Annotated in this window: 19 protein-coding genes; 10 read left to right on the top strand and 9 right to left on the bottom strand. The window is 71.7% G+C overall.

What is annotated here, in order from left to right; all coding sequences use genetic code 11:
• Positions 1-8: 8 nt before the first annotated feature.
• The 3 genes from BLW14_RS10855 to ychF all read left to right on the top strand — a co-directional run bounded on the left by BLW14_RS10855 (position 9) and on the right by ychF (position 3,575).
• Positions 9-1,085 carry a peptidase C39 family protein gene (locus tag BLW14_RS10855; RefSeq protein WP_093706639.1) on the top strand — a complete coding sequence of 359 codons (1,077 nt, stop codon included), beginning with the start codon at positions 9-11 and terminating at the stop codon, positions 1,083-1,085.
• Positions 1,086-1,154: 69 nt separating this feature from the next.
• Positions 1,155-2,366 carry a GNAT family N-acetyltransferase gene (locus tag BLW14_RS10850; protein WP_093706637.1) on the top strand — a complete coding sequence of 404 codons (1,212 nt, stop codon included), beginning with the start codon at positions 1,155-1,157 and terminating at the stop codon, positions 2,364-2,366.
• Positions 2,367-2,486: 120 nt separating this feature from the next.
• The gene (gene ychF, locus BLW14_RS10845) at positions 2,487-3,575 is read left to right on the top strand and encodes a redox-regulated ATPase YchF (RefSeq protein ID WP_093706635.1); all 1,089 of its coding nucleotides are present in this window, start codon (positions 2,487-2,489) and stop codon (positions 3,573-3,575) included.
• Positions 3,576-4,128: 553 nt separating this feature from the next.
• Here the strand turns inward: ychF and BLW14_RS10835 are convergent.
• Both BLW14_RS10835 and BLW14_RS10830 read right to left on the bottom strand, forming a co-directional pair.
• The gene (locus BLW14_RS10835) at positions 4,129-4,812 is read right to left on the bottom strand and encodes a hypothetical protein (protein ID WP_093706633.1); all 684 of its coding nucleotides are present in this window, start codon (positions 4,810-4,812) and stop codon (positions 4,129-4,131) included.
• Positions 4,809-6,290 (bottom strand): hypothetical protein, encoded by a 1,482-nt coding sequence (locus BLW14_RS10830; RefSeq protein WP_256332736.1) that lies wholly within the window; start codon positions 6,288-6,290, stop codon positions 4,809-4,811. Before BLW14_RS10830 ends, BLW14_RS10835 begins: the two co-directional genes overlap by 4 nt.
• A gap of 971 nt (positions 6,291-7,261) precedes the next feature.
• Here BLW14_RS10830 and BLW14_RS10825 point away from each other — a divergent pair.
• The 3 genes from BLW14_RS10825 to BLW14_RS10815 are packed head-to-tail and all read left to right on the top strand — an operon-like array spanning position 7,262 to position 10,622.
• Entirely contained in the window at positions 7,262-8,833 is a 1,572-nt protein-coding gene (locus BLW14_RS10825; protein ID WP_093706629.1) for a CDP-glycerol glycerophosphotransferase family protein, read from the top strand.
• 3 nt (positions 8,834-8,836) lie between these two features.
• A complete protein-coding gene (locus BLW14_RS10820) occupies positions 8,837-9,553 on the top strand; it encodes an IspD/TarI family cytidylyltransferase (protein ID WP_026242552.1) in 717 nt (238 codons plus the stop codon).
• Between the two features lie 4 nt (positions 9,554-9,557).
• Complete coding sequence (locus BLW14_RS10815) at positions 9,558-10,622, top strand: NAD-dependent epimerase/dehydratase family protein (RefSeq protein WP_093706627.1); 1,065 nt, start codon at positions 9,558-9,560, stop codon at positions 10,620-10,622.
• A gap of 52 nt (positions 10,623-10,674) precedes the next feature.
• On the opposite strand, the gene BLW14_RS10810 is transcribed toward BLW14_RS10815, so the two are convergent.
• Together BLW14_RS10810 and BLW14_RS10805 are read right to left on the bottom strand one after the other, a co-directional pair.
• Positions 10,675-11,481, bottom strand: coding sequence for an acyltransferase (locus BLW14_RS10810; protein ID WP_093706625.1), 807 nt, complete (start codon positions 11,479-11,481; stop codon positions 10,675-10,677).
• Between the two features lie 160 nt (positions 11,482-11,641).
• Positions 11,642-12,265: a TetR/AcrR family transcriptional regulator gene (locus BLW14_RS10805; RefSeq protein WP_371128063.1), complete on the bottom strand. Its 624-nt coding sequence runs from the start codon at positions 12,263-12,265 to the stop codon at positions 11,642-11,644.
• 110 nt (positions 12,266-12,375) lie between these two features.
• Here BLW14_RS10805 and BLW14_RS10800 point away from each other — a divergent pair, with 110 nt between their 5' ends.
• On the top strand, positions 12,376-13,191 hold the full coding sequence (locus BLW14_RS10800) for an SDR family NAD(P)-dependent oxidoreductase (RefSeq protein ID WP_093706621.1): 816 nt from the start codon (positions 12,376-12,378) through the stop codon (positions 13,189-13,191).
• Between the two features lie 55 nt (positions 13,192-13,246).
• Here BLW14_RS10800 and BLW14_RS10795 read toward each other — a convergent pair whose 3' ends face one another.
• The 3 genes from BLW14_RS10795 to BLW14_RS10785 all read right to left on the bottom strand — a co-directional run bounded on the left by BLW14_RS10795 (position 13,247) and on the right by BLW14_RS10785 (position 19,468).
• Positions 13,247-13,960 (bottom strand): lytic polysaccharide monooxygenase, encoded by a 714-nt coding sequence (locus tag BLW14_RS10795; protein WP_093706619.1) that lies wholly within the window; start codon positions 13,958-13,960, stop codon positions 13,247-13,249.
• Between the two features lie 296 nt (positions 13,961-14,256).
• Positions 14,257-17,097 (bottom strand): AAA family ATPase, encoded by a 2,841-nt coding sequence (locus BLW14_RS10790; RefSeq protein WP_093706617.1) that lies wholly within the window; start codon positions 17,095-17,097, stop codon positions 14,257-14,259.
• Positions 17,098-17,275: 178 nt separating this feature from the next.
• A complete protein-coding gene (locus tag BLW14_RS10785) occupies positions 17,276-19,468 on the bottom strand; it encodes a M4 family metallopeptidase (RefSeq protein ID WP_093706615.1) in 2,193 nt (730 codons plus the stop codon).
• A 254-nt stretch (positions 19,469-19,722) separates the two neighbouring features.
• On the opposite strand from BLW14_RS10785, the gene BLW14_RS10780 reads away from it, so the two are divergent.
• Positions 19,723-20,049: a hypothetical protein gene (locus BLW14_RS10780; protein ID WP_093706613.1), complete on the top strand. Its 327-nt coding sequence runs from the start codon at positions 19,723-19,725 to the stop codon at positions 20,047-20,049.
• Between the two features lie 55 nt (positions 20,050-20,104).
• Here BLW14_RS10780 and BLW14_RS10775 read toward each other — a convergent pair whose 3' ends face one another.
• Positions 20,105-21,481, bottom strand: a complete 1,377-nt coding sequence (locus BLW14_RS10775; RefSeq protein WP_093706611.1) for a glycoside hydrolase family 18 protein — start codon at positions 21,479-21,481, stop codon at positions 20,105-20,107.
• Between the two features lie 202 nt (positions 21,482-21,683).
• Between BLW14_RS10775 and BLW14_RS10770 the strand changes: the two genes are divergently transcribed.
• Together BLW14_RS10770 and BLW14_RS10765 are read left to right on the top strand one after the other, a co-directional pair.
• Positions 21,684-22,436: a GntR family transcriptional regulator gene (locus tag BLW14_RS10770; protein ID WP_093706609.1), complete on the top strand. Its 753-nt coding sequence runs from the start codon at positions 21,684-21,686 to the stop codon at positions 22,434-22,436.
• A gap of 256 nt (positions 22,437-22,692) precedes the next feature.
• Positions 22,693-22,878, top strand: a complete 186-nt coding sequence (locus BLW14_RS10765) for an SPOR domain-containing protein (RefSeq protein ID WP_093706607.1) — start codon at positions 22,693-22,695, stop codon at positions 22,876-22,878.
• Between the two features lie 18 nt (positions 22,879-22,896).
• On the opposite strand, the gene BLW14_RS10760 is transcribed toward BLW14_RS10765, so the two are convergent.
• Complete coding sequence (locus tag BLW14_RS10760) at positions 22,897-24,267, bottom strand: MATE family efflux transporter (protein ID WP_093710693.1); 1,371 nt, start codon at positions 24,265-24,267, stop codon at positions 22,897-22,899.
• Positions 24,268-24,296 lie beyond the last annotated feature (29 nt).

Genomic DNA, 24,296 nt, shown 5'->3' with positions numbered 1-24,296 from the left:
GTGCTCGAATGCCGTCGTCCCTGCAAGAAGGGTCCGTGCCGTCCGTGAACCACATCGTCGTGCCGTACGAGTCCGGCACCGCGCCGGCCTCGCTCGTACCCCCGGAGGTGGCGGAGCGCTGGCACGCGGTGGACCGCACCGCCCACGCCCCGCACCTCGTGGCCGTCCCCGGTGACGGCGTGGAGTGGGCGGGCGCCGCGCTCGTGACCGCCCGCCCGGGCACGGCGTACCTGAAGATCGTCGACGCCGTCGGGGACGTACCGGCCGTCCTCGCGGCGGTCGGCGCCCACGCGCGCGGCCGGGGGCTCGTCCAGCTGAAGTGGGAGGGATGGACGGTCACGCCGGAGGAGGCCGCCGCCGCGGGCTTCGCGCCTCTCGACGCACCGCTCTCGCAGTCGGAGGGCGCGGCCGGACCGGCCACCGGTTACGTGCGCTGGCTGAACGACGACGCGGTGACCGCGCCCCCGTACTACGGGCAGACCACCCACTTCAGCTGCGGCGCCGTCACCGCCCTCGTCGCCCAGGTACACGCGGGCGTCCTGCCCCGGGAAGCCCTCGACCGCCGGGCCGAGCTGACGCTGTGGCGCGACGCGACCAACTTCATGGCCTGCGAACCCGTCGGCCTGGGCGTCGCCCTGCGCCGGTCCCGGCCCTCGTCCGGGGTCACGGTCCACCTCGACACGGACCGGCCGCTCATGCTCGGCCACCTGCCCCCGGCCGACCAGGAGTGGCGCGCACTGCTCCAGCGGGTGTCCCGTACGGAGGCCGAGCGCATCGGCGTCCCGGTCGACCCCGGCCACCTCCCCGTGAGCGCGGTCCGGGAGGCGATCGGCCGGCGGGAGCACGTACTGCTGCTGCTCTCGCTCGCCGCGATGCAGGGGTTCGAGGTGCCGCACTGGGTGCTCTGCCACGGCGTCGTGCCCGGCGCGGTGGTGATCGACGACCCCTGGGCCAACGGGGCGACCGGCGACACCTGGGTCGACGCCCATCTGCTGCCGGTGCCGGACGCGTCGCTCGACGCGATGTCGACGATGGAGCCGGGCGGCTTCCGCGGAGCCGTGACGATGCGCTCCGCCCACGAGTAATCCGGTGCGCCCGGTGCGGGGCCGCCCGTACGCTGGCCCCCTTCCGAAACCCGAGGAGAAGCGGCAGTGATGGAGATCCGTCCCACGACCGATGCGGACCTGGAGGTCTTCGTCGAGACCGTCCACACGGCCTTCGGGCAGTTCCCGGAGACCCCGGTCGGGGACGGCGGACGCTGGTGGTCGGCGCTGGAGATGGACCGCGGCGTGCTCGCCGTGGCGCCGGGCGGCAAGCCGGTGGGCACCGCCGCCGCGTACTCCTTCGAGCTCACCCTGCCCGGCGGGGCGCTCGTCCCGGCCGCCGGCGTGACCGCCGTCGGCGTCCTGCCCTCGCACCGGCGGCGTGGCGTGCTCAGCGCGATGATGCGCCACCAGCTCGCGGACGTGCGGGAGCGCGGCGGTTTCCTGTCGGTGCTGCTGGCCTCGGAGGCGCGGATCTACGGCCGGTTCGGCTACGGACCGGCCACGTCCACGGCACGGCTGACGGTGGAGCGGCACAAGGCGGAGTGGGCCGCGGCCCGGGGGACCGGCGTCGAGGACGGTGCCGGCTCCGTCGAGGTGCTGCGGCGGGACGGGTGCGGCGAGATCCTCGAAGCGGTCTACGACCGGTACCGCCGCGCCCAGCCCGGCGCGCTGTCCCGGCCGCACCGCTGGTGGGACCTGGGCGCGGGTCAGCCACCGGTCGCCCGGACACCCCGCTATGTCGCCGTCCACCGGGACGCCGACGGCACGCCGGACGGGTACGCGAGCTACTCGACCGAGTCCGGCACCCTCACGGTCGACGAGACCATCGCCGTCGACGACGCGGCCTTCACCGCCCTGGCCCGGTACGTCCTCGGCCACGACCTGGTCACCAAGGTCGTGTTCCGGCACCTCCCCGCCGAGCATCCGCTGCGCTGGCAGCTCGACGACCCCCGGGCCGGCGAGGTCGGCGGCGTCACCGACTGGCTCTGGGTGCGCCTGCTCGACGTACCGCGTGCCCTGACCGCCCGGGGCTGGTTCGCGGACGGGGAGCTCGTGCTGGACGTCGACGACCCGTTCCTGGGCGAGCACGCCCGCTACCTGCTGACCGTCCGCGACGGCGGGGCGGAGTGCGTGCCCACGGACCGGCGGCCGGACCTGTCCCTGGACGTACGGGACCTGGGCTCGGTCTACCTCGGCGGCACCCGCCCGAGCACGCTCGTACGCGCCGGACACATCCGCGCCCACGACCCGGCCGCCGCCGCCCGCGCGGACGCGCTGTTCGGGAGCGACGTCGCCCCGCACTGCCTGCACTGGTTCTGAGCGAGGAGATCTCCTCGCTCCGGCCCCTGTACCGTGATACGCGCACGTGGACGATGGCGCCCCCTGGGCTGCCGTCGCGGCCGACCCCACCCTTCTTGATCCTGAGCGGACGTTTGTGGCATGAGTACTAGTATCGGAATCGTCGGACTGCCGAATGTCGGCAAGTCGACCCTGTTCAACGCCCTGACCAAGAACGACGTGCTGGCGGCCAACTACCCGTTCGCCACGATCGAGCCGAACGTCGGCGTGGTCGGCGTCCCGGACCACCGTCTGGACGCCCTGGCGAAGATCTTCGGCTCGCAGAAGATCCTTCCGGCGACGGTGGACTTCGTCGACATCGCGGGCATCGTGCGCGGCGCGAGCGAGGGCGAGGGCCTGGGCAACAAGTTCCTCGCGAACATCCGCGAGTCGGACGCGATCTGCCAGGTCATCCGCGCGTTCAAGGACGAGAACGTCGTGCACGTCGACGGCAAGGTCTCGCCGAAGGACGACATCGAGACGATCAACACGGAGCTGATCCTCGCGGACCTCCAGTCCGTCGAGAAGGCGGTCCCGCGCCTCCAGAAGGAGTCCCGCCTCCAGAAGGAGAAGGTCGCGGTCCTGGCCGCGGTCGAGGAAGCCCAGAAGATCCTCGAAGCCGGCGACACCCTCTTCCACGCGGGCATCACCGCCTCCACCGAGAAGGGCCGCCTCCTCCACGAGCTGCACCTCCTCACGACCAAGCCCTTCATCTACGTGTTCAACGTCGACGAGGACGAACTGGTCGACGAGGACTTCAAGAACGAGCAGCGCGCCCTGGTGGCCCCCGCCGAGGCGATCTTCCTGAACGCCAAGATCGAGTCCGAGCTGATCGAGCTGGACGACGACGAGGCCCTGGAACTCCTCCAGTCCATGGGCCAGGAGGAGCCCGGCCTCGCCACCCTGGGCCGCGTCGGCTTCGACACCCTGGGCCTCCAGACGTACCTGACGGCCGGCCCGAAGGAAACCCGCGCCTGGACCATCAAGAAGGGCGCCACGGCCCCCGAGGCGGCCGGTGTCATCCACACCGACTTCCAGAAGGGCTTCATCAAGGCGGAGATCATCTCCTTCGACGACCTGATCGAAACCGGCTCGGTCACCGAAGCCCGCGCGGCCGGCAAGGCCCGCATGGAGGGCAAGGACTACGTCATGCAGGACGGCGACGTGGTGGAGTTCCGCTTCAACGTTTAGCCGTGTGCATACTCTGCGTTAGAGGTTAACTCGGATGTGCGCGTCGGAAGGGGTCGAACTTCTGCCCAGTTCGCCCCCCTTCGGCGTCACCGTGCTGGATGGGTGGCGCGTATTCCGATGTATCCAGTCCGGTTAGGGCGGCCCGTCCTGGGCAGGCGTGGTGGGCGCGGCGCAGCGGCTCGACCGAGCCATCGATCTCCCGGCTCGCCAGGTCCACGGCCGCCCATTCGCGGAGGGTCGGGTTGTCGCTGTCCAGCAGGCCGATGAGAGCGGGGCTGCAACGGGGATCGCCCGCCTCCTCGAAGACCTCAATGGCGGTCGGCCTGCCAGAGCCGCCGAGGGAGGGCAGGCCCTTTGACGGCGGTTATGGCGTCGGCGTGATCCCGATCAGCTCGGCGCGGGCGTCGTAGGACTCGTCGACCTTGCCGTCGAGCTACTAGACGGGTGTTTCGATGGGAGAGGTCACCCGCTGGGCACGCAGGTCATGAAGGGTCCGGCTCCTCGGGGTCGGGCCCTTGAACTTTTCGGGGACCGTGACGGCAGCCGCGCGACGTCACGGTGCCGGTGAGGGCGTGGTGCGCACTGCGCTGTTCTCCGGGAGCAGTTGGCCGTCGACGAGGTGCCAGGAGCTGTCCGCCAGGCCCGTGGGGCAGCAGTTGACGTCATGGGGGCCGTAGAACATCTCGGTGGCCGTTATGCGGCCCTGCGTGATCCTTTCGACGCGGACGGCGTTGGGGGGCTCCCCGAGGTGTGGCTGTTGGCTGGTAAGGGTGCCGATGTGGCGGAGCCGGCCCGTGGAGCCGTCGAACACCATGATGCCCATGGCCCGTTGGCCCGCCGCGGTCGAGTTGTGGTTGGCGCAGAGCACCGGCAGGGCGGCCTCCCACCGGCCGTCGCCCGTGAGGTCCCCGTAGACCACTTGGTCGGTGGTGGCGGCCACGTCCTGGGGCATGTGCGGTTCCGGGCCGTCGAAGGTCGACGACACGTTGACCGCCGTGCCGTCCCGGAGTCGGATGGTGCCCCGGTGATGGCACAGCCCGCCGGGGATGACCGCGTTGCGCCAGTCGACCCGTTCCAGGTCCAGGGGCTTGCCCGGCTTTGCGGAGGTGGTTTCCGGCTGCTTCGACGCGGTGTAGTGCGTCCGGTACAGCCACCAAAATCCACAGGCGAGGAGGACGGCCGCCGTGGCGATCACCGCTGCGAGCAGCGGGCCGCGCCGCTTGGATGCGTGTGTCATGGGCCGGCCCCCGGGCGAGCTTGGGTGAGGGTGGCCGGATCGTTGTCGTACGTCAGCGGGTCGGCCGGTACGAAGGCGCCCTGCGCCGGTGACGCGGCGCCGCCCACGTACATGGCCCGGTAGGCGGAATAGGGGAGGGAGGAGTCGTTCGTGGCGAGCGCGGTCAGACGGAAGGGCGGGCTGCCCTCCTCGGGAATGGTGCGGGTGACGGCCTTCTTGCCGCCGGGTACCACGAGCCGCAGCCGGAACCTGTACTCGCAGTCCTGCCGATGGGTGCTGACGAACAGGCTGATCGTCTCCGCCTCGCCGGGCTCCAGGGTGATGGCGCGCTGGGAGAAGTAGTTCTCGCCCTCCTTGCCCATGGCCACCGGCTGCGGCAGGTCCAGGTCGAACAGCAGGCCGATGTTCTCGTCCTCGCCGGAGCCGCCGACAGGTGCGTAGAAGAGGGTTCCGCCGCCGGCCGGCGCACGGCAGGCGCCTCTGTCGATGTCGATCCGCGTGATCCGGACGGTCTTGTCCGTCGCCCCGCTCAGCGTCACGTTGATCAGCGAGTTCTCCGCCCAGACGGCCTTCTGTCCGTCGAACCAGGAGGTGAAGGACCCGGTGTGACCCGCGCCTCCCTGCCAGTACTTGTCATGGTTCATCCGGTCCAGCTGGGCCGGGGTCAGGTCGAGCCGGAGAGGCAGGACGAAGCTGTCCGCGCTTTCGGCGCGGGCCACGTCGTCGATGGAGAGGACTTCGCCGGCGCCGTCCTTCCCCTGGAGCAGGAAAGGCGTCGCCGCCGCACCGATGACGACAGCCGCGGCGCCCGCCAGGACGGTCCGCCTGTGGGCGGCCGACCACGCCCGGGGTACGGACCACCACCGCGGAGCGGGGCGCGTCGGCGGCGGGTCGTCGGAGGAGCCGGAGGGGGCGGGCTGCGCGCTCAGCACCGGCTGCACCGGCTGTGCGCTCGCCAGGGGCTCGGCCCGCGGATCCGGTGAGGGTTCTGCGCGCGGCTCCGGTGACGGCTCCACCCAGTCGTGCAGCCTGTGCCGGAACTCCGTCAGCAGGCGTGCCTTGTTCTCCCTGCGGCGGATGGTGTCGGCCTGTACGGGCGGATCCAGCCAGCTTCCGGCCAGGCCCCGGCGTACCTCTTTACTGGCAGAGGGAGCGGTCGCCCGCTCCCGGGACTGATCCGGGCCCCATGTCACCAGGCCGAGCAGCGCGCCCACGGCGAGGGTGTCGCGTGCGGCGGAGTCCCCCGGGTCGTCCATGTACGCGCGGTGCGCGTCGTCGACGATCTCGCCGAGCAGCGCGCGGAAGGCACGTGCGCGGTTGGCGGTCGTGTCCTGCGCGGGCACCCGCGCATCCGGTAACCAGCCGAGCAGGGACGAGCACTTCTCGACGACCGGCCAGGCGGCTGCGCTGTCGATAAGGCGTTCGAGTTCCTTCATGTGTTCCGCGCCGAGGTCGACCGACGACAAAGCCCCCCCCATTCACCGAGCCTGGCGGGGAGGCTATCGCAGCATGTGGCGTCCGGTACCGAAAACGGGAAGACCGGCCTCCATCGGCCTCGCGATGCGTTGCCAATTCGCTGCCAGTACAGCTGTTTTCGCAGGTCGGAGGCGTGCCGGAAACTCGCCGGCGGGCTGCCGGTGGGGTCGGTCCGCAGCGCCGAATCTTGAATCGGATCGGCGCTCAGGAAGAGTGCCGAGGGAATTCGGCGCGTGCGGAGGCAGTCATGCATTACTCGGAAATCGGTCAGGCCCTGGCAACCGTCCTCGGCGGATATGGCGCGGGGCGCATCCATCAGTGGTCGCGGACCTGGCGGACCACACCGCTCCGGTACCGCCTGCAGAATGCCGTGGAGGCGTTCCGCCGGAGCGAGTGACGAAGTTCGGCCGCCCCGCGTCGGCGGGGCGGCCCACTCCCTGTCGCCACGGCGGCCCCGGCGCCACCGAGCGCTCTGTGGAGACGGACGCGGGTGGGTCGGAAGAACTGCGGAGAGTATTCGCCTGGTTACTGTGCGAATGGGAACTCCGGGTCGCATGCGGATCAAGGGGGCGGCCCGGCTTCAGAATGTGAGATTTCCCTGCGCGGTGCGACCCGGCCGCAGACTCGGAGGAGGGTCCTCGGAGGCAACGCCGCTGGTGGCGGGAGGGTTCAAGTCGGTGTGTACGGCAGGCAATCGCCCGACGGAGCCCGTACCCGCTTTGGGAATCTCGAAACCTGATGGGCTATGCTCCCGCAATCGTCTCACCTCGCGCTGGCAGGCTCTGTGGCCGTCGCGCATGCCTCGCACGAGGCGCAACGGTTCACGATCGGAAGGACGAAGATGGTGCGTTGCTCTGTCGCAACGATTTCTTGGGAGCGCGTGCATCTCAGCCTGGTGGTGACGATCCCGAGCTTCACCGGAGATCCTAGCGATCTCCGGTTCCTCATTATTGACAACGAACGTGAATTCCCGGTGAACTCCACGCTCGTCGGTGACGGGCAGTACCGCCTGGAATTCAACGTCACGAATTTCACGGATCGTCGTCAGATACCCAACGGCACGTGGCGCATCGTCCCCGTCCTCAATGGGGAAAAGCTGCTGGGCGCGACGTACGACCTCAAGGCGACGGAGCAGCTCGACGTATCCTCGCGGGTCTTTCTCTACGACCGCAACCGTTCCGCTTACGTGATCGCGTTCGGGCTGTCGGACGACGACGAGAACCCCGAGTTCCTCATGCGGACGTACCAGCTGAACCGCAGCGCGGGGCCGGCGAAGAACCCGGTGAAGAAGCCGCTCGGCCAGCGCCTGGCGCTGAAGGTGCTGCCGAGGCCCCGGCGCCGCAAGCTCGCCCAGCGCTTCTACAAGATCTCGCGCCGCCTGAACCCGCCGAAGGGCAACAGGATCCTGTTCGCCTCGGAGATGCGTACCGGCCTCGGCGGCAACCTGGCCCGCGTCCACGACCGGATGATCGAGCGCGGCCTCGACAAGAAGTACACGTTCAACCGATCGTTCCGCATACCGTCGACGGCGAACAAGTGGAGCACTCTGCGGCTGATCTACCTGCTCGCGACGTCGGACACCGTCCTGATGGACGACTACTTCGGGCTCCTCGGGAACCTGAACATCGCGCCGGAGACGAAGATCATCCAGCTCTGGCACGCCGGAAGCGGATTCAAGTCGGTCGGCTACAGCCGGTTCGGGAAGTACGGTTCGCCGAAGCTGACCAACGCGCACCGCAAGTACACCTACGTCATCACCGGGTCCCAGCACCTGGTGCCGGTGTACGCCGAGGCGTTCGGCATCGAGGAGTCGGCGGTCGTGCCGACCGGTCTGCCCCGTATCGACACGTTCCTCGACGAGGAGCGCGCCGGTAAGGTCCGCGACGATTTCTTCGAGGCCTACCCGCAGTTCCGCGGCAAGAAGATCGTGCTGTTCGCGCCGACGTTCCGCGGGAAGAGCATCGGGGACGCGCACTACCCCTACGACCGCCTCGACTTCGCGAAGCTCCACGAGGTCTGCGGCGACAAGTACGTCGTGCTCTTCCGCATGCACCACTTCATCGACGAGGCCCCGCCGATCCCCGCCGAGTACGCGGACCGGCTGATCGACTTTGCGTCGTTCCCGGACACCAACGACCTGCTCCAGGTGACCGACGTACTCGTCACGGACTACTCGTCGATCATCTACGAGTACACGCTGCTCGACAGGCCGATCCTGTTCTACGCGTACGACAAGGAGACGTACTCGGTGATCCGCGGATTCCACCGGGACTACGACTCCACGGCCCCCGGCAAGATCTGCACGACCTTCGACGACCTGGTCAAGGCGTTGCAGGACGAGGACTTCGACCTCTCGAAGGTCGCGGAGTTCCGGCGGGAGAACTTCGACTACGTCGACACCAACTCGGCGGACCGCGTCATCGACTGGCTGGTTGTCGGGGACCACGGTGACCAGGCAACGGGCGGTGGGCGCCCGTGGCTCGCGCCCGTATCGGACAATACGACAGCGGGCGACCAGCCGCTCAGTGACCAGTCGGAGGAGTAAGTTGTGAACGTTGCCCTGCTTTTTGCCGGTGGTATCGGCTCGAGGATGAACTCCCGTGCCCTCCCCAAGCAGTTCCTGGAGATCCACGGCAAGCCGATCATCATCCACACCCTCGAGCACTTCGAGGCGCACCCGGAGATAGACGCGATCGCGGTCGCGATACTCCCCGAGTACCGCGAGCACATGCAGAAGCTGCTCCAGCGGTACGAGATCCAGAAGGTCAAGTGGATCATCGACGGCGGCCGGACCGGTCAGGAGTCGCGTCACAAGGCCCTCACCACGGTCGCCGCGGAGTGCCCGCCCGACACCGTGGTGCTGGTCCACGACGGTGTGCGGCCGCTGATCGACGCCCAGCTGATCAGCTCGAACATCTCGACGGTCCTGGAGCACGGCTCGGCCATCACCTGCACCAAGTTCAACGAGACCGTGGTGTCGAGTGAGAACGAGCACATCGACGACGTGATCCCGCGTGACCACATCTACGCCGCGCAGGCCCCGCAGAGCTTCCGGCTCGGGGAGATCCTGTCGCTGTACGACCGGGCCGTCGAGGAGGGCGAGCACGACAGCATCGACTCGTGCTCGCTGATGCACCGGTACGGTCGCAAGATCTACCGGGTGGTCGGCCCCCGCTCCAACATCAAGATCACGACGGCCGAGGACTTCTACCTGTGCCGGACGTTCTTCGAGATCCTGGAGAACAAGCAGATCGGAGGGATCTGACCCAGTGACCATCGATACCAGCCCCGTCGTCGCGCGCGACCTCGGCGAGATCCTCGACCGTGACCTGCCCTGGAGCGAGCTCTCCGGCCGCACCGTGCTGGTCACGGGAGCGAGCGGCATGCTGCCGTCGTACGCCGTGCGCACCCTTCTCGCCCTCAACGACCGGAACGGCGCGGGCATCACCGTGCACGGCCTGGTGCGGAACGAGGAGAAGGCCAGGCGGCTGCTCGCGGACGTGGTCGACCGTCCGGACTTCCGGCTGGTGGTGCAGGACGTGTCGGCCCCGCTCGAACTGTCCGGGCCGCTCGATTACGTGATCCACGGGGCGAGCGCCGCGCGGCCGGCCCTGCACGGGAGCGCCCCGGTCACTACGATCCGGGCGAACCTGATGGGCACGTTCCACCTGCTCGACCTCTGCGTGGAGAAGGGGGCCCGCGGTTTCGTCCTGATGTCGTCGGCGGAGGTCTACGGCGCCCAGGCCCCGGAGACCGAGCTCATCGACGAGCAGAGCTACGGCGGCTTCGACATCCTCAACCCGCGTGCGTGCTACGCCGAGGGCAAGCGCGCCGCGGAGACCATCTGCGCGACCTACCGGGCGCAGCACGGCATCGAGAGCCGGGTCGTCAGGTTCGGGCACGTCTACGGGCCCGGGATGGCGCTCGACGACGGGCGCGTGCAGGCCGACTTCGCGGCGAACGTGGTGACCGGCAAGGACATCGTGCTCAACAGCGACGGTTCCGGCGTGCGGACCTACACCTACGTGGCCGACGCGGTCGCCGGCATGTTCTACGCGATGCTCCGCGGTGACGAGGTGGCGTACAACGTCGCGGACCCGGACGGCCTGGTGTCGATCCGGCGGCTGGCGGAGCTGTTCACCGAGGTGCGCCCGGAGCGCGGGCTGCAGCTGCGGTTCACGAACGAGGCCGACGCGCGCGCGTACAGCATGACCAAGAAGCAGGGGCTGGACAGCGCGCGCCTCGCGGCGCTGGGCTGGAGCCCGGTGGTCGGCCTGCCGGCCGGGCTCGACCGCATGGTGACCCACCTGGAATCGGGCGGCCAGGACCGCTAGAAGCAGGCTGACCGGCGGACCCGTGGAGGTCCGCCGGTCAGTGGTGCTCGCTTCAGGAGGACCTGAGCTTCCTGGCCAGCCGTCGCACCGGGGCCGGGAGCACCCGGGTCCACCGTCGCTTCGTCACGGGCCGCGGCCGCACCACCGGGCTTCCCTGAACGCCGTCGTCGTCCGTGAGGTTCCAGTACTGCGCGGACTTCTCGCCCTTGCGCGGATACTCCTCGTTCGGGCGGCGCGGCACGACCTCGGGGCGTTCCCAGGCGATGTTCCGCCGCACGACCCGCGCCGGTGCGCCCACGGCGACGCAGTTGTTGGGGATCGACGACGTGACGATCGAGCGGAAGCCGATCACGGAGCCGTTGCCGATGGTGACGCCGCCCATCACGACCGCGTGCTTGGCGATCCAGACGTGCTCGCCCACGACGATGGACCGGGACGGGTTCATGCGCTTCTCGGTGCGGACGTCGTAGATGGGGTGGGTGTCGTCTCCCCGCACCTCGATGTTCTTGGCGAACATCACGTCGGCGCCGATGGTCACCGTCACGCCCTCGACGGCGGATATGAAGGTGCGCCCCGCGCAGCCCACGTTCTCGTTGATCCGGATCAGGGACTCGTGCCCGCAGCGCAGTTCGAAGCGGAGACCCGCGCGCTTCTTCGTGGTCTGCGCGATCTCGATCCTGCCGTTGTCGCCCGAGAAGGTGACGAGCAGGTCCTTGATGTCCGCGCGGGCGTCGATGACGAGTGTGTTGTTCGACCCCTTGAAGCGGATGTCGATCTTCTCGCGTCGTACCTCGCCGTCGTAGACGATCTCGTTTCCTTGATCGTCCTTGTAGCGCTCGAGCGTGTGTAGTTGAAGCATTGCGATCTGAGGGTGTCGGTGGCGCCCCCGGTCGGGCCGGGACCGGACCTGCTCCCTCGAACCTCCGTTCCCGCCAGCAGTGTCGGCCCAAGCTATCAGCGTCCGGGCCGGAGCGTCAGAGCCCGGTCGCGACAGCGGTCACACGGCTCGGGGCGAGGTCTCAGGCCCGCGGCCCCGCCCCGTGCAGGAAGGTGTCCACCACCCGCGCCGCCAGCGCGTCCGGGTCGGTCCCTGCGTCGTCCGGGTCGCCGTGGAGGGTCTCGCCGAGCAGGGCGTAGTAGACGCGCTGGAGCCAGTCGAGGTCGGCCGAGGCGTCGACGAGGCCCTCCGCGCGGGCGCGCTCCAGGACGGCGACGCAGCTCCGGGCCATGGTCTCGTGGAGGCCCGCCGCCTCGCTGCCGGGGGCGGCCGGGAGGCTCAGGGCGAAGGTCCAGGCGCCCTTGACCTCCAGGACGTTGGCGGTGATCCGGTGCAGGGCCACCAGGGGCGGTGCGGTGGCGGGCCGGCCGTCGTCCACGGCCTGCGCGAGCCGGCGGGCCGCCGACAGGGCGAGGGCGTCGGTCAGGGCCCCGCGGTGCGCGAAGCGGCGGTGGATCGTCGCCCTGGAGACCCCCGCCTCGGCGGCGATCTGCTCCATCGAGGCGCCGGGGTCCTTGGAGAGCAGGCGCTCGGCCGCCTCCAGGATCATGCGCACGCTGCGCTCCGCGTCCGCCCGCAACGGCCTCGCCGCCGTCTGTCCCATGGTGCCTCCCGCGCTGGCCGTCGACTCCGCGAAACGATACATGGATGCATCATCTCTGGCGTAACTGAGACTGTCCTGTTGCAGTTAGCTGAAGAAGCTGTACGGTGATGTCTCAGTTGCTCGGTCATTCCAACCCAGCGAAGGGACCTCTCATGCACACCACCGCCCTCGTCACCGGTGCCTCGTCCGGGCTCGGCGCGGAGTTCGCCGCCCAGCTCGCCGCACGCGGGCACGACCTGGTCCTGGTGGCCCGCTCCGAGGACCGGCTCACCGCCCTCGCCGGGCGCCTGGAGGCCGCGCACGGCGTGCGGGCCCACGTCATGGTGCAGGACCTCGCCGAGCCCGGCGCGGCGCGCGCGGTGGCGGACCGGCTGGACGCGCTCGGCCTGCGGATCGGGCTGCTGGTCAACAACGCCGGATTCGGCACCTGCGGCCGCTTCGAGGACATCGACGCCGGCCGGGACCACGACCAGCTGATGGTCAACGTGGTCGCGCTCGTCGGCCTCACCCACGCGCTGCTCCCGGGCATGCTGGAGCGCGGGGCGGGCGCGGTCGTGAACGTGGCCTCCACCGCCGCCTTCCAGCCCGCCCCGTACTTCGCGGTCTACGGCTCGGCCAAGGCGTTCGTGCTGAACTTCGGGCTCTCCCTGCGGCAGGAGTGCCGCGGGCGGGGGGTGCGCGTGCTCACCGTGTGCCCCGGGCCCGTCGACACCCCGTTCTTCGAGGCCATCGGGACGCGCGACGCGGCCGTCAACGGCTCGATGAGCGCGCCGGAGCCGGTGGTGCGGGCCGCGCTGGCCGCGCTCGACCGCGACCGCGCGTACGTCACGCCCGGGTTCGGCAACGCCCTGTCCGCGCACCTGCTGCCGCGCCGGCCGCGCGCGCTGGTCGCCGCGATCGCCGAGCGCGTCACGCGCAAGGTCCTCGCCTCCGAGGGCAGCGCGCGGACCGCGTCGTACGCGGCATGAGGACGGCGCCGCACGTGCCTCTCCGCAGGGCCGGGGCCCCGCGGAGAGGTGCGCGTCAGCAGGCGCCCAGGTCCTCCCACACGCCCCACTCGCCGGTCGTCCCCGGCTGGTCGCCCTGGACCCACCACTTGGCGCGCCAGGTGTGGCCGTTGTACGAGACCGTGTCGCCGCCGTTGTAGACGCGGCCGGCCTCCCAGGCCGACGCGGCGCAGTCGCCCGGGTTGCCGCCATCGCCGCCGCCGGGGGTGCCGCCCCCGCCGATCTGGACGTCGATGCAGGCGTAGAACGCGTTGGCCGTGTCCGAGATGTTCCAGACGGCGAGCACCTTCTGGCGGCCGGAGTAGCTGCCGAAGTTCACGTGGTGGGTCTTGGTGGCGCCCGGCTGGGCGCCGTTGTCGTTGAACTCCGCGATCTTCGAGCCGCCGATGTAGTACTGCCAGGTGCTCGTCGCGTGCCGGGCCGTCAGTGTCCAGGAGAAGTCGGCGGAGGTGCCGACCGGGGTGGCCTTCCAGCCCTTGTTGTCGTTGTCCAACTCGGCGAACTGCGCGTTGCCTCCGCTGCAGCTCTTCAGACCCTTGGGGCCCTCGACGCTCTGCGGCTCGTACTTGATCTGGCCGCAGTCGACGACGCCCGACGCACACTGGGCCTGGCGGCTCGGCGGCGACGAGACGTATCCGTGCGCACTGGCCGTGGTGGCGGGCAGGACCACCGCGAGCAGGGGGGCGACTCCCGCGCCGATCACGAGGGCCAGTTTGCGCTTCGCGTTCATGCCAACTCCTTCACTGAGGACTGCCGCGGGGTGGCGGCAGCGGTCGGACGCGCCCGCACCGGCGGTGGCCTTGTCCTGGGGGGTCGGCCGGGATGGGGGGCACGCGTACGGCCGGTGGCGAGGGGGCGCCGCCCGCAGCCCTTCGCACGCCGTCGGCGCACCGGGAAGTTGCCCGGAACGGCCGCGGCTCACCTGGGCCCGTCCGGCGGAACGGGGTGGACGGGCCCTAGGTCTAGACCATACTCATGGGCGTGTACTCGTCAATAGCGCCGGAATGTGCGAGCTTTGACGAGGCGTCACATCGCGGGCCGCGTCATCACGATCCGGGCGACCTCCACCCGCGACCGCGCGCCCAGCTTGCGGTAGGCGCGGGTCAGGGCCGCCTCCACGGTCTTCACGCTGAGCGCCAGGCCCGCCGCGATCTCGCGGTTGGTGGCGCCCTGGGCCACCCGCGTGACCACGCTCCGCTCGGTCGAGCTCAGCCGCTCCGGCCACGCACCGTCGGCCAGCCGCAGCGGCGGCGCCTCCCCGGCCCGGTCCCGCTCGGCCCGTACCCCCGCGACCCAGGCCCGCGCACCCGCCGCCGTGAAGACGCGCAGCGCCCGGGCGAACGCGGCGTGCGACGCGCCCTCGTCGCCGAGGCGGCGGCAGACCCTGCCCAGCGCCACCCGGGTACGGGCCTCCTCCAGTGCGTACCCCGCCGCCCGCAGGCGCGCCGCGGCGTCCTCGTACCCCAGGGCCGCCGCCTCCAGCCCGCCGCGCTCCTCGCGCACCGCCGCCGCCGCCCGGTCCAGGGTGGCCAGGACACCGGCGCGGCCCAGCCGGAGGGCCTGGGCGCGGGCCCGGTCGATGACCGCCTCCGCCTCGTCCACCGCACCGTTGCGGGCCAGGGCCTCCGCGAGGTCGGCGTGCCAGCGGCGGGTCGCCGGGTCGCCCTGGCCCTGCGCGCTCTCCAGCTCCGCCGTACGCCGCAGCAGCCCGGCCGCCCGGGCGTACTCGCCGCCGAACAGCCTGATCCGGCCCTCCGCGTGCAGCGCCCTCGGCAGGAACAGCCGGTCGTCGTCGTCCTCGCTGTGGTGCCTGGCCGCCTCCGCCGCCGCCAGCGCCTGGCTCAGGCTGCCGCCCGCGGTCTCGGCCAGCGCGACCGCGTACCAGGCGGGCCCCTGGCTCAGCCCCGCCCGCTCCGCGATCCGCAGGCTCTGCCGGGCCATCGACAGCGCCTGGCGGCAGCGGCCGCGCTGGATCTCCAGCTGGGCGAGACCGATCAGGCACTGGCTCAGGCAGTCCGCCGAACCCCGCTGCCGCAGCGTGTACACCAGCGTCCGCAGCTCCGCCCGCGCCTCGTCCAGCTGGTCGTGCACCAGGTGGAAGCGGTGCTTCAGATAGATCGGCCCGTTGTGGTGGCTCATCGCGTACGCGTCGTGCGGGGCGGCCAGGGCGGCGGCGAGCGTCGACTCCGCCGCGGGCCGCCCGAGGAAGAGTTCCAGGGCCGCCTGCTGGGTCAGCGCCAGCACCTCGGTGCGCCGGTCGCCCGCCCGCGCGGCGAGAGCGGCGGCCCGCTCCGCGTGGTCGCGCGCCCGGTCCGCCGAGCCGCCCACCATCCACGCGTGCCAGCTCATCCGGTAGTGGAGCGGGGCCAGCAGCGCGGGGTCCTCGCCCGCGTCCCGTACCGCCCGGGGGAAGACGTCCGCGATCTCCGACATCGCCTGGCCCGAGGCGTCCACGACCACCGTCCAGGCGCGCACCCGGTCGCCGGACCGGTCCGCGTCCCCCAGTACCTCGTACGCCAGCTCCCGGGCGAAGTCGAGGTCGCCCGCGTCCAGCGCGTCCTCGGCCGCGGTCAGCCGGCGGGCCGTCCCGGTGTGCGCGCCGTCGGCCGGGGTGTGCCGGGCCGCCAGCCGCCCGAGCCGGGCCGCGGTGCCCGGCGCGCCCCGCCGCCTGGCCGCCGACGCCGCCTCCACCAGCCGGTCCGCGACCACCGGGTCCGGGCCCGCCGCCAGCCGGGCGAGGTGGTGGGCCCGCTCCACGGGGTCGTCGGCCGCCTCGGCCAGGGCGCGGTGCGCGCCCATCCGCAGGGCGTACGGGGCCCGCGTCTCCAGCACCATCGGCGTGAGGGGGTCGGCGAACCGGAGCGCGCCCCGGTCCGGCGGGACCAGCAGTCCGTGCCGTACGCAGACGTCGACGTCCGCCGCCGCCTGCCGGCAGCCCGCCCGGCGCAGCAGCTCCACCGTCGGGCGGACCGCGGCACCCGCCGTGAGCAGCAGCTTCCGGGCCCGCGCCGGCAGGGCCTCCAGCCTGTCCAGCACAGGACGGCTCAGGGACTCGGGGACCGGCAGCGGCTCCGACGAGTCGGGCAGCGGCGCTCCGGTGGCGGCCGCTTCGTGGAGGCCGGCGGCGAGTTCGAGAGCGGTACGGGGGTTGCCGGACGCGGCCTCGTGGAGACGGGCGATCAGCTGCCGGGGCCAGGACGGCCCGCCGTGCAGACCGTGCGCGTCGAGCACGTCGGCGATCTCGCGCGCGGTCATCGGCGGCAGCGGCAGCGTGCGCACCGGCTGCGGGCACAGCTCGCGGGCCGCCGCGGCGCCGGGACCGCGGTCGTCGTGGGGCGAGGTCCGCAGCGTGGCGAGCACCGTGTGGTGGGGTCCGGCCCGCCGGGCGAGGAACACCAGCACCCGGGCCGTCGGCTCGTCCAGCCACTGCACGTCGTCGACGACGAGCAGCACGGGGCCCGTGTCGAGCGAGGCCAGCACCTTGCGCACGGCGAGGCGCAGGACGAGCGCGTCGCGGCCGGTGGTGGGGTCGGCGCCGGCGGGCGGGGTGCGGCGCAGCAGCGCGCCTTCGAGCAGGGCGCGTTCATGGGCGCCCAGGCAGGCCAGGGCCTCGTCGCCGGCCGTGGCCAGCAGGTCGATGAGCCCGAGGAAGGGGCTGTCCCGGTCGGACGGCGACGGCGCGCAGCGCAGAACACGGTGGCCGCGCGCCGCGAAGTCGTCCGCGAGGCGCGCGGCCACGGTGGTCCTGCCGATGCCCTCCGGGCCGGTGAGGAGGATGCCGCCGCCGCCCTCCAGACGGGCGCGGACCGCGTCGGTCGGCGCGGTCCGGCCGGGGGCGGCGGGACGGTCGGTTCCTGAGCGGGTCATCGGGGGCCCCTTCGCGCACAGCCTTGTGCCCCGCTGCCCGCGCAGCCGGGGCCCCGCCCAGGACGAGCCGAATGTAGGACCGGGTGGGGGAGAGGTCAACAGGACGTCGAGTCAAGGGCGTTGTCCGGTCACGGCTCGCCGCCCCGTGACCGGACACCCGTATCGAGGGCTCAGCGGCTCAGCACGCGCCGCCGTCCGTCCAGACCGCCCAGGAGCCCGGGGCGCCCGGTTCCGCGCCGGTCGAGTACCACTGGGACGTGTAGGTGTGGCCGTTGTACGCGACCCGGTCGCCCGGCGCGTAAGGGGTGGTCGCGCTCCAGGCCGGCAGGTCGCCGCAGCCGCCCGGCGGGGTGCCGTCGCCGTTGACGGTCCAGGTGAAGGCGGCCGAGCCGGTGGCGCCGGCGGTGTTCTTCGCGGTGACGGTCACCGACGAGGTGCCCGCGGTGGTCGGGGTGCCGGTGACGCGGCCGGTCGAGGCGTTGACCGACAGGCCGGCGGGCAGGCCGCTCGCGCTGTACGTGAGCGTCGCGCCGCCCGGGTCGCTCGCCTGGATCTGGAGCGAGACGGCGGTGCCCACGGCGGTCGTCTGGTTGCCGGGGTTGGTCACCGAGGGCGAGCCGGGCTGGCTGCCGCAGGTGCCGGGGACCGGGTCCGCGCCGGTCACGGAGACCGCCGCCCAGGCGGCCTCGACGGTGTTGTACTCGGTGCAGTGGGCGCCGTAGAGGTCGGCCGCCGCCTTCAGCGAGTCGATGCGGGCCTGGTGGTAGTTCTCCCGGCTGTTGGCGTACGAGGCCAGCGCCTTGAACCAGATCTTGCCGGCCTTGTCGTTGCCGATGCCGGTTACCGTGGAGTTGTTGCAGGTCGGGCTGTTCCCGTAGCCGTGGTTGCCGCTGCCGACGGCGGCGAGGAAGAACCAGTGGTTGAGCGGGCCCATCGAGTAGTGCGGGTCCAGGCCGCCGTTGTTGCTGTTCCAGCAGTCGGGCGAGGAGCCGTCCAGCGAGGGCTGGTTCATCCAGCGCAGCGGCTGGTTGTTCCCGCTGATGTTGATCAGCTCGCCCATGGTGTAGTCGGGCTGGTCCACCGCGTTGTTCGCGTAGAACTCGACCAGCGTGCCGAAGATGTCGCTGGTGCCCTCGTTCATGCCGCCGGTCTCGCCGGTCTCGTCCCAGCCGGTGAGCGCGCCGCTCACGCCGTGCGCCATCTCGTGCCCGGCGACGTCGAGTTCGACCAGCGGACGCTGGTTGCCCTGGCCGTCGCCGTACGTCATCTGGCTGCCGTCCCAGAAGGCGTTCACGTACGCGTTGCCGTAGTGCGTCCGCGAGGGCACGCCCCGGCCGTCGCCGAAGATGCCGCTGCGGCCGTGGGCCGTCTTGAAATAGTCGTACGTCTTCGCCGCCCCGTAGTGGGCGTCGACTCCGGCCGACGCGGGGTCGCTGGGTGAGCCGTTTCCGAACGTGCCGGTGGAGCTGGTGAAGAGGGAGCCGGTGCCGCTGGTGGCGTGGTTGAGGTTGGTCGTGTAGCCGTTGCCGTGCGAGGGGTCCTGGAGGGAGTAGCCGCTGCCGGACTGCGTGGCGTCCAGCGACACCTGGCCGCTGTAGATCGAACGGCCGGTGACCGCGGCGGCGGCGGACGACGCGGGAGCGGCGGACTTCGCCGCGGCGGCCGTCCGGCCCGTACGGGCCGGACCGGCCGGTCCCGCCGGTGCGAAGGTGCTCACCTCGTCCCTGGTGCGCAGGACCTTGCCGGAGTGGGCGTCCACCAGGACGTGCAGCCGGCTCGGCGTCTGGTCCGCGCGGACCCCGCTGACCACGGTCTCCCAGACCAGGGCGGATTCGTCGCCGTCCAGCTGCACGGCGAGGTGCGGTTTCGAGACGGTGTCGGCCGCGCCTCCGAACGCCTTCTCGGAGAGCTTCGCGGCGCGCGGCGCGGTCAGCCCGGGCTTCGTGGACAGCGTGGGCGCGGCCTCGGCGGCGGTGGACAGCGACTCGTAGCCGCCGTCGTTCCTCAGGTGCACGACGACATCGCCGCCGTAGGCCGGCAGCCCCTTGTACGTGCGGTCGAAGCGCACGGACGCGGAGCCGTCGCGGTCGACCACGAGGTTCCGGACCGTGAAGGCGTCCGAGGCGCCGCGGTGCGCGGCCCGCCCGTGCGCCGACAGGGCCTTCTTCGCGTCGGCCTCGACGTCCCGGCGGACGGCGGCCGACGGATTCGTCGTGTACGGGGCCGGGGCGAAGGCATGGGGGCCGGCGGCGGGTGCGGGTGCGGGGGCGGGTGGCTCGGGGGAGGCCGTCGCGGAGGGGAGGGCGATGGCCGAGGCGCACGCACAGGCCAGAGTGGCCGTCAGAAGCCTCGCGGCTCTTCGTATGTACATAGGAACGGGGGTGTCCTTTCACCTCGTACAGGCGGAATCCGGCCACCGTCCCGTGGGGTGGTGAGGGCGGTGCCGACGCACGAGTGTGGGGAGCCGGCCGGCGGGGCCGCCAGGCACCGGGTGAATGCCGAGGGGTTTCCCTGTGCGGGGTTTCCGGAGCCGCAGCTGCCGCGATTGGACTGGACCAAATCTGGGCAACGCTCTTGTCGCGAGCTCCTCAGCGCTGGACCCACCCACTGGACCCAAGGAGTCACATGTTCGGGAAGCGCAGTGTGATAGGTACCGCGGCCCTTGCCATGACCGCGGTCGGCGCGATGCTGACGGCGGCACCCTCCGCCCAGGCGGCGCCGACCGGCTGCACCCTCTCCTACGGGGGCGGCGCCGGCAGCACGATCTCCAGCCTGTGCACGGGCGGCACCGGCCACCACCGCGTCCACGCGGTGCTCAACGCCCTGGACCCGCGCCTTCCGCAGCGGATCGTCCTCGGCGACTGGGCCCCGGCCGGCCAGGCGTCCGTCGCCACCAACCCGTGGGGCTCGGGCTACATCCAGTCGATCCGGACGGAGACCGTCGACTGGTGACCGTACGCACGACCGAGGGGCGGCCGCCGGTGCGCAGCCGCCCCTCGGGGTGTTCCTACCGGTGGGAGAGCCCCCGGTCGACGGCCGTGATCAGCTCGCCGTTCTCGGTGTCGCCGTCCAGCGACCAGAACATCGCGCCGCCCAGCCGGTGGTCGCGGATGTACGCGGCCTTGGTGCGCAGCACCTGGGGGTCGTCGTACGTCCACAGCGTGGTGCCGTCGAACAGCCACGCGCTGCCGTCGCGGGTGTTGCGGTGCACCTTGTACGCACCGGAATCGGCCAGCTTCCTCAGGGCCTTGTAGTCCTCGTAACCGGCCGCCCAGGTCGCCGGGGCGGGGCCCGCCGCCGGCTGTCCCAGACCGTCGCCGCCGCCGGTCACGCCGGTCCAGCCCTGGCCGTAGAAGGGCATGCCCATCACCAGCTTGCGCGCCGGGGCACCCCGCTTCAGCCAGTCCCGCACGGTCCGGTCGACGCTGTAGTCGTTCTTCGCGTACAGCGCGGACTGCTGGGCGGTCCTCGCCTCGCCGGAGACGTGGAAGTCGTAGCCCTGGAGGTTCACGAAGTCGAAGTCCCGCATGATGCGCGGCACGTCGAAGCCCGCGTCGATCTTCTCGGGGGACGCCGGGACGAACGCCGAGAGGTCGTAGTGCTTGGGCTTCGCGCCGTGGTGCCGGCCCTTGGCCGCGCTCTTCGCGTACGCGTCGAGCTGGGTGCGGAACTCGTGGACCAGGGCGGTGAAGTTCCGCTTGTCCTCCGGGCGGTACACCGTGTCGGTGTCACCGGCGGAACCCGGCCATTCCCAGTCGATGTCGATGCCGTCGAAGAGGCCGGCCGCCGCGCCCTTGCCGCCGCGCGTCCCGTCCACCGGCAGGTTGCCCTTGATGTACAGGTCGATGCAGGAGGCGACGAGCGCCTTGCGGGACGCGGCGGTGCGGGCCGCGTCGGAGAAGTGGGTGGACCAGCTCCAGCCGCCGAGCGAGATCATCACCTTGAGGCCCGGGTGCTCGGCCTTGAGCTCCCGCAGCTGGTTGAAGTTGCCCGCGAGCGCCTGGTCGTCGGTGTCGGCGACCCCGTCCACGGAACCGGCCGCGTCGAGCGGACGGACGTAGTCCGCCCAGGCGTCGGCCTCGCCGGGCACATTGCCCGTGAAGCACTTGCCGTCCGCGCTCACGTTGCCGAACGAGTAGTTGACGTGCGTGAGTCTGGCCGCGGTGCCGCTCGTCTCCAGGTCCTTGACCTGGAAGTCGCGCCCGTAGACGCCCCATTGGGTGAAGTAGCCGACGCGCTTGTACTCGGGCGTGGAGCCGTGGTGGCCGTGGCCGCCGCTGTGATTGCCGTATCCGGCCGAGGCGTTGGCGGCCGGGGAGAAGGAGGCCGCGAGCGGGAGGGCGCAGGCGGCGATGGCGAGTGAAGACAGGGTTCTTCGACGCATGAGGCCAGAAGTTATTGGTCTGTACCAAACGCGGTCAAGACTTTGGCAAAGGCGGTTCAAAGGTGTTCCGGCCGACCTCGGGCGGACTATGCGCAGGCCCGCCCAATGTCATCACTTCGAGTGAAACTGTGGCCTGCGCTTGCGATACGGAACCCACGGTTGCGACGCTGTCGCAGTCCGTCAACCTCTTGGGGAGTGGCCTGTGGCTTTCGGTGAGCAGCCCGCCTATCTGCGCGTGGCGAGCGATCTGAGAGAGAAGATCGTCAACGGTTTGCTGCCGCCGCATACGCGCCTGCCCTCGCAGGCGCGCATCCGCGAGGAGTACGGGGTCTCGGACACCGTCGCGCTGGAGGCGCGCAAGGTCCTCATGGCCGAGGGCCTGGTCGAGGGCCGCTCCGGCTCCGGTACGTATGTGCGCGAGCGGCCGGTCCCCCGCATGATCGAGCGCTCCGGCTTCCGGCCCGAGGCGGGTGCCGGACCGTTTCGCCAGGAGCAGGCGGCGGACGGCGCGCGCGGCACCTGGGAGTCGCGCAGCGAGCAGGAGGACGCGAGCGAGGAGATCGCCGCCCGGCTCGGGATCGAACCGGGCGACCGCGTGATGCGTACGCACTACGTGTTCCGGGAGGCGGGGGAGCCGGTGATGCTCTCCACCTCCTGGGAGCCCCTCGCGATCACGGGGCGCACGCCGGTGATGCTGCCGGAGGAGGGCCCGCTGGGCGGCTGCGGGGTGGTCGAGCGGATGGCCGCGATCGACGTGGTCGTGGACAACGTGGCCGAGCAGGTCGGCGCGCGCCCGGGGCTGGCGGAGGAGCTCCTGGCGCTCGGAGGGGTGCCGGGCCACGTGGTCATGGTGATCGAGCGGACCTTCTGCGCCTCGGGGCGGCCCGTCGAGACCGCCGACGTGGTGGTGCCCGCCGACCGCTACCGGGTCGGCTACCGGCTGCCGGTGAGGTGACCGCGACGGGCCGGGCGCCCGTCCGAGAAGCGCGGTGCCGGCGGAACCCTTGCCACGCCCTGGGGGCGCATTCGGATGAATGCGCCCCCAGGGCGTTGGTCCGTTCCTGGCCGGATCGGTACCTCTTTGTGTAAATCCGCATCCGTTGCGTGAAGGTCAGGCGTAGGCTCAGGCATATGCGGACTGGGGTTTCCTGGAGTTCCTTAGAAGCGTGCACGTCGTTCAGGGGAGGGGCGCGATGCTCGGGAGAAACGCGATGAGCAGCGACAGCGGTGCCGCGCTTTCCTGGCTGGTGATACGGCAGGACGACAACGGCAACCGCTACCGCGTGGGCAGGTACGCCACGCAGGGCGAGGCCCAGCGGGCCGCCGACAAGCTGCAGGACCGGGGGCACAAGCAGCTGTACTGGGTGGAGCGCATCGAGCAGACCGCCCGCCCGTAGCGGGAGCGGCGCACGGGGCTAATGCGCCGGTGCGCCACCGGCGCCGGTCTGCGTCGAGGGGGCGTCGGGCATAGGGGCGGGGGCCCGTCCCGGGTGCGCCGTGCGCCGGTACAGGACGGCGACGGCGGCGCACTGCAGTGCCATCGAGAGCCCCATGGCCAGGCAGACGCCCGGCAGGCCCCACCCGGACAGGGCGTACGCCAGCGCGAGTTGCACGAGGACCCCGCAGGCGGTGATGCGGGCGAGGGCCGGGCTTGCGCCGCTGCCCTCGAAGACGCCGCCCAGCGCGATGAAGCAGGCCAGGAGCAGCAGATACGGGCCCACGCAGCGCAGATAGAGCGCCCCGGCCCCCGCCACCGCTCCCTCGCTGCCGAACGCCCGCATGATCCAGGGCGCGGCGGTGAGGAGCGCGGACGTGGCGGTGAGCCCGAGCGCCGCCGCCACCAGCAGGGCCTGCCGTCCGATGGCCGGCCGCGCGTCGTGTCCGGTGCCGAGCAGATGGGCGGTGCGGATGGCGGCGGCCTGGCGCACCGCGTAGAAGGCCATCGTCGCGACGTACATCGCCTTCGTCGCGATCCCGTACGCGGCGACCTCGTCCACCCCGATGCGTGCGACGACCGCGACGAGCGCGAGCGCCCCCGTCATCCGTGCCACGAAATCGGCCGACATGGGCAGGCCGGTGGCGGCGGTCCGGCGCGCGTCGGCGCCCAGGCCGCGGCCGGGCTCCGCCGACGCCGCCCGCCGCAGCACGCCGTTGCGGCGCAGCGCCACGAGACCGCAGGCGAGCGCGGCCGCCCGGCCCAGCACCGTGGCGATCGCCGCGCCGCGCACCCCGAGCCCGAACCCCAGGATGAGCAGCGGGTCCAGACCCAGGATCAGCCCGTTCGCGAGGACCGCGAGCCTCATCGGGGTGCGGGTGTCGCCCGTGCCCTTCAGGATGCCGTCGACGACGTTGGCCGCGAAGAACACCGCGATGCCCGGCAGTGCGATGGCGAAGTAGCCGGTGGCCAGGGCCGCTGCGCCGCCCTCGCCGGTCCCGAGGACGAGCCGCGCCAGCGGGGCGCGGCAGAGGTAGCCGCCGACGGCGACCACGGGGGTGACCACGGCCCACAGCGCCCAGCCGCCGCGTACCGCCGAGCGCAGCGCCGCCGGATCGCCCGCGCCCCCGGCCCGCGCGACGAGCACCGTCGTACCCGAGCCGGCCACCAGTACCACCCCGAGCAGCAGGTTCTCGACGTTGGTGGCGGCGGCCACCGCGGCGACCGCCGCCCCGCCGAGCCGGGCCACCCAGACCATGTTGATGATCCCGGCCGTGACCCCCGCCAGCAGCTCGAAGTAGACCGGATACGCGAGTGCCACCAGCGTGCGCCGGTGTTCGGCCGCCTCCATGAACACCCCCTCTTTCCGCTGTACCTCGA

The sequence above is a fragment of the Streptomyces sp. 2131.1 genome (genome assembly GCF_900105515.1).
Lineage (GTDB): Bacteria > Actinomycetota > Actinomycetes > Streptomycetales > Streptomycetaceae > Streptomyces > Streptomyces drozdowiczii.
The sequence above is the reverse complement of the archived record's forward strand: the minus strand, read 5'-3'. Positions and strand labels throughout refer to the sequence as shown.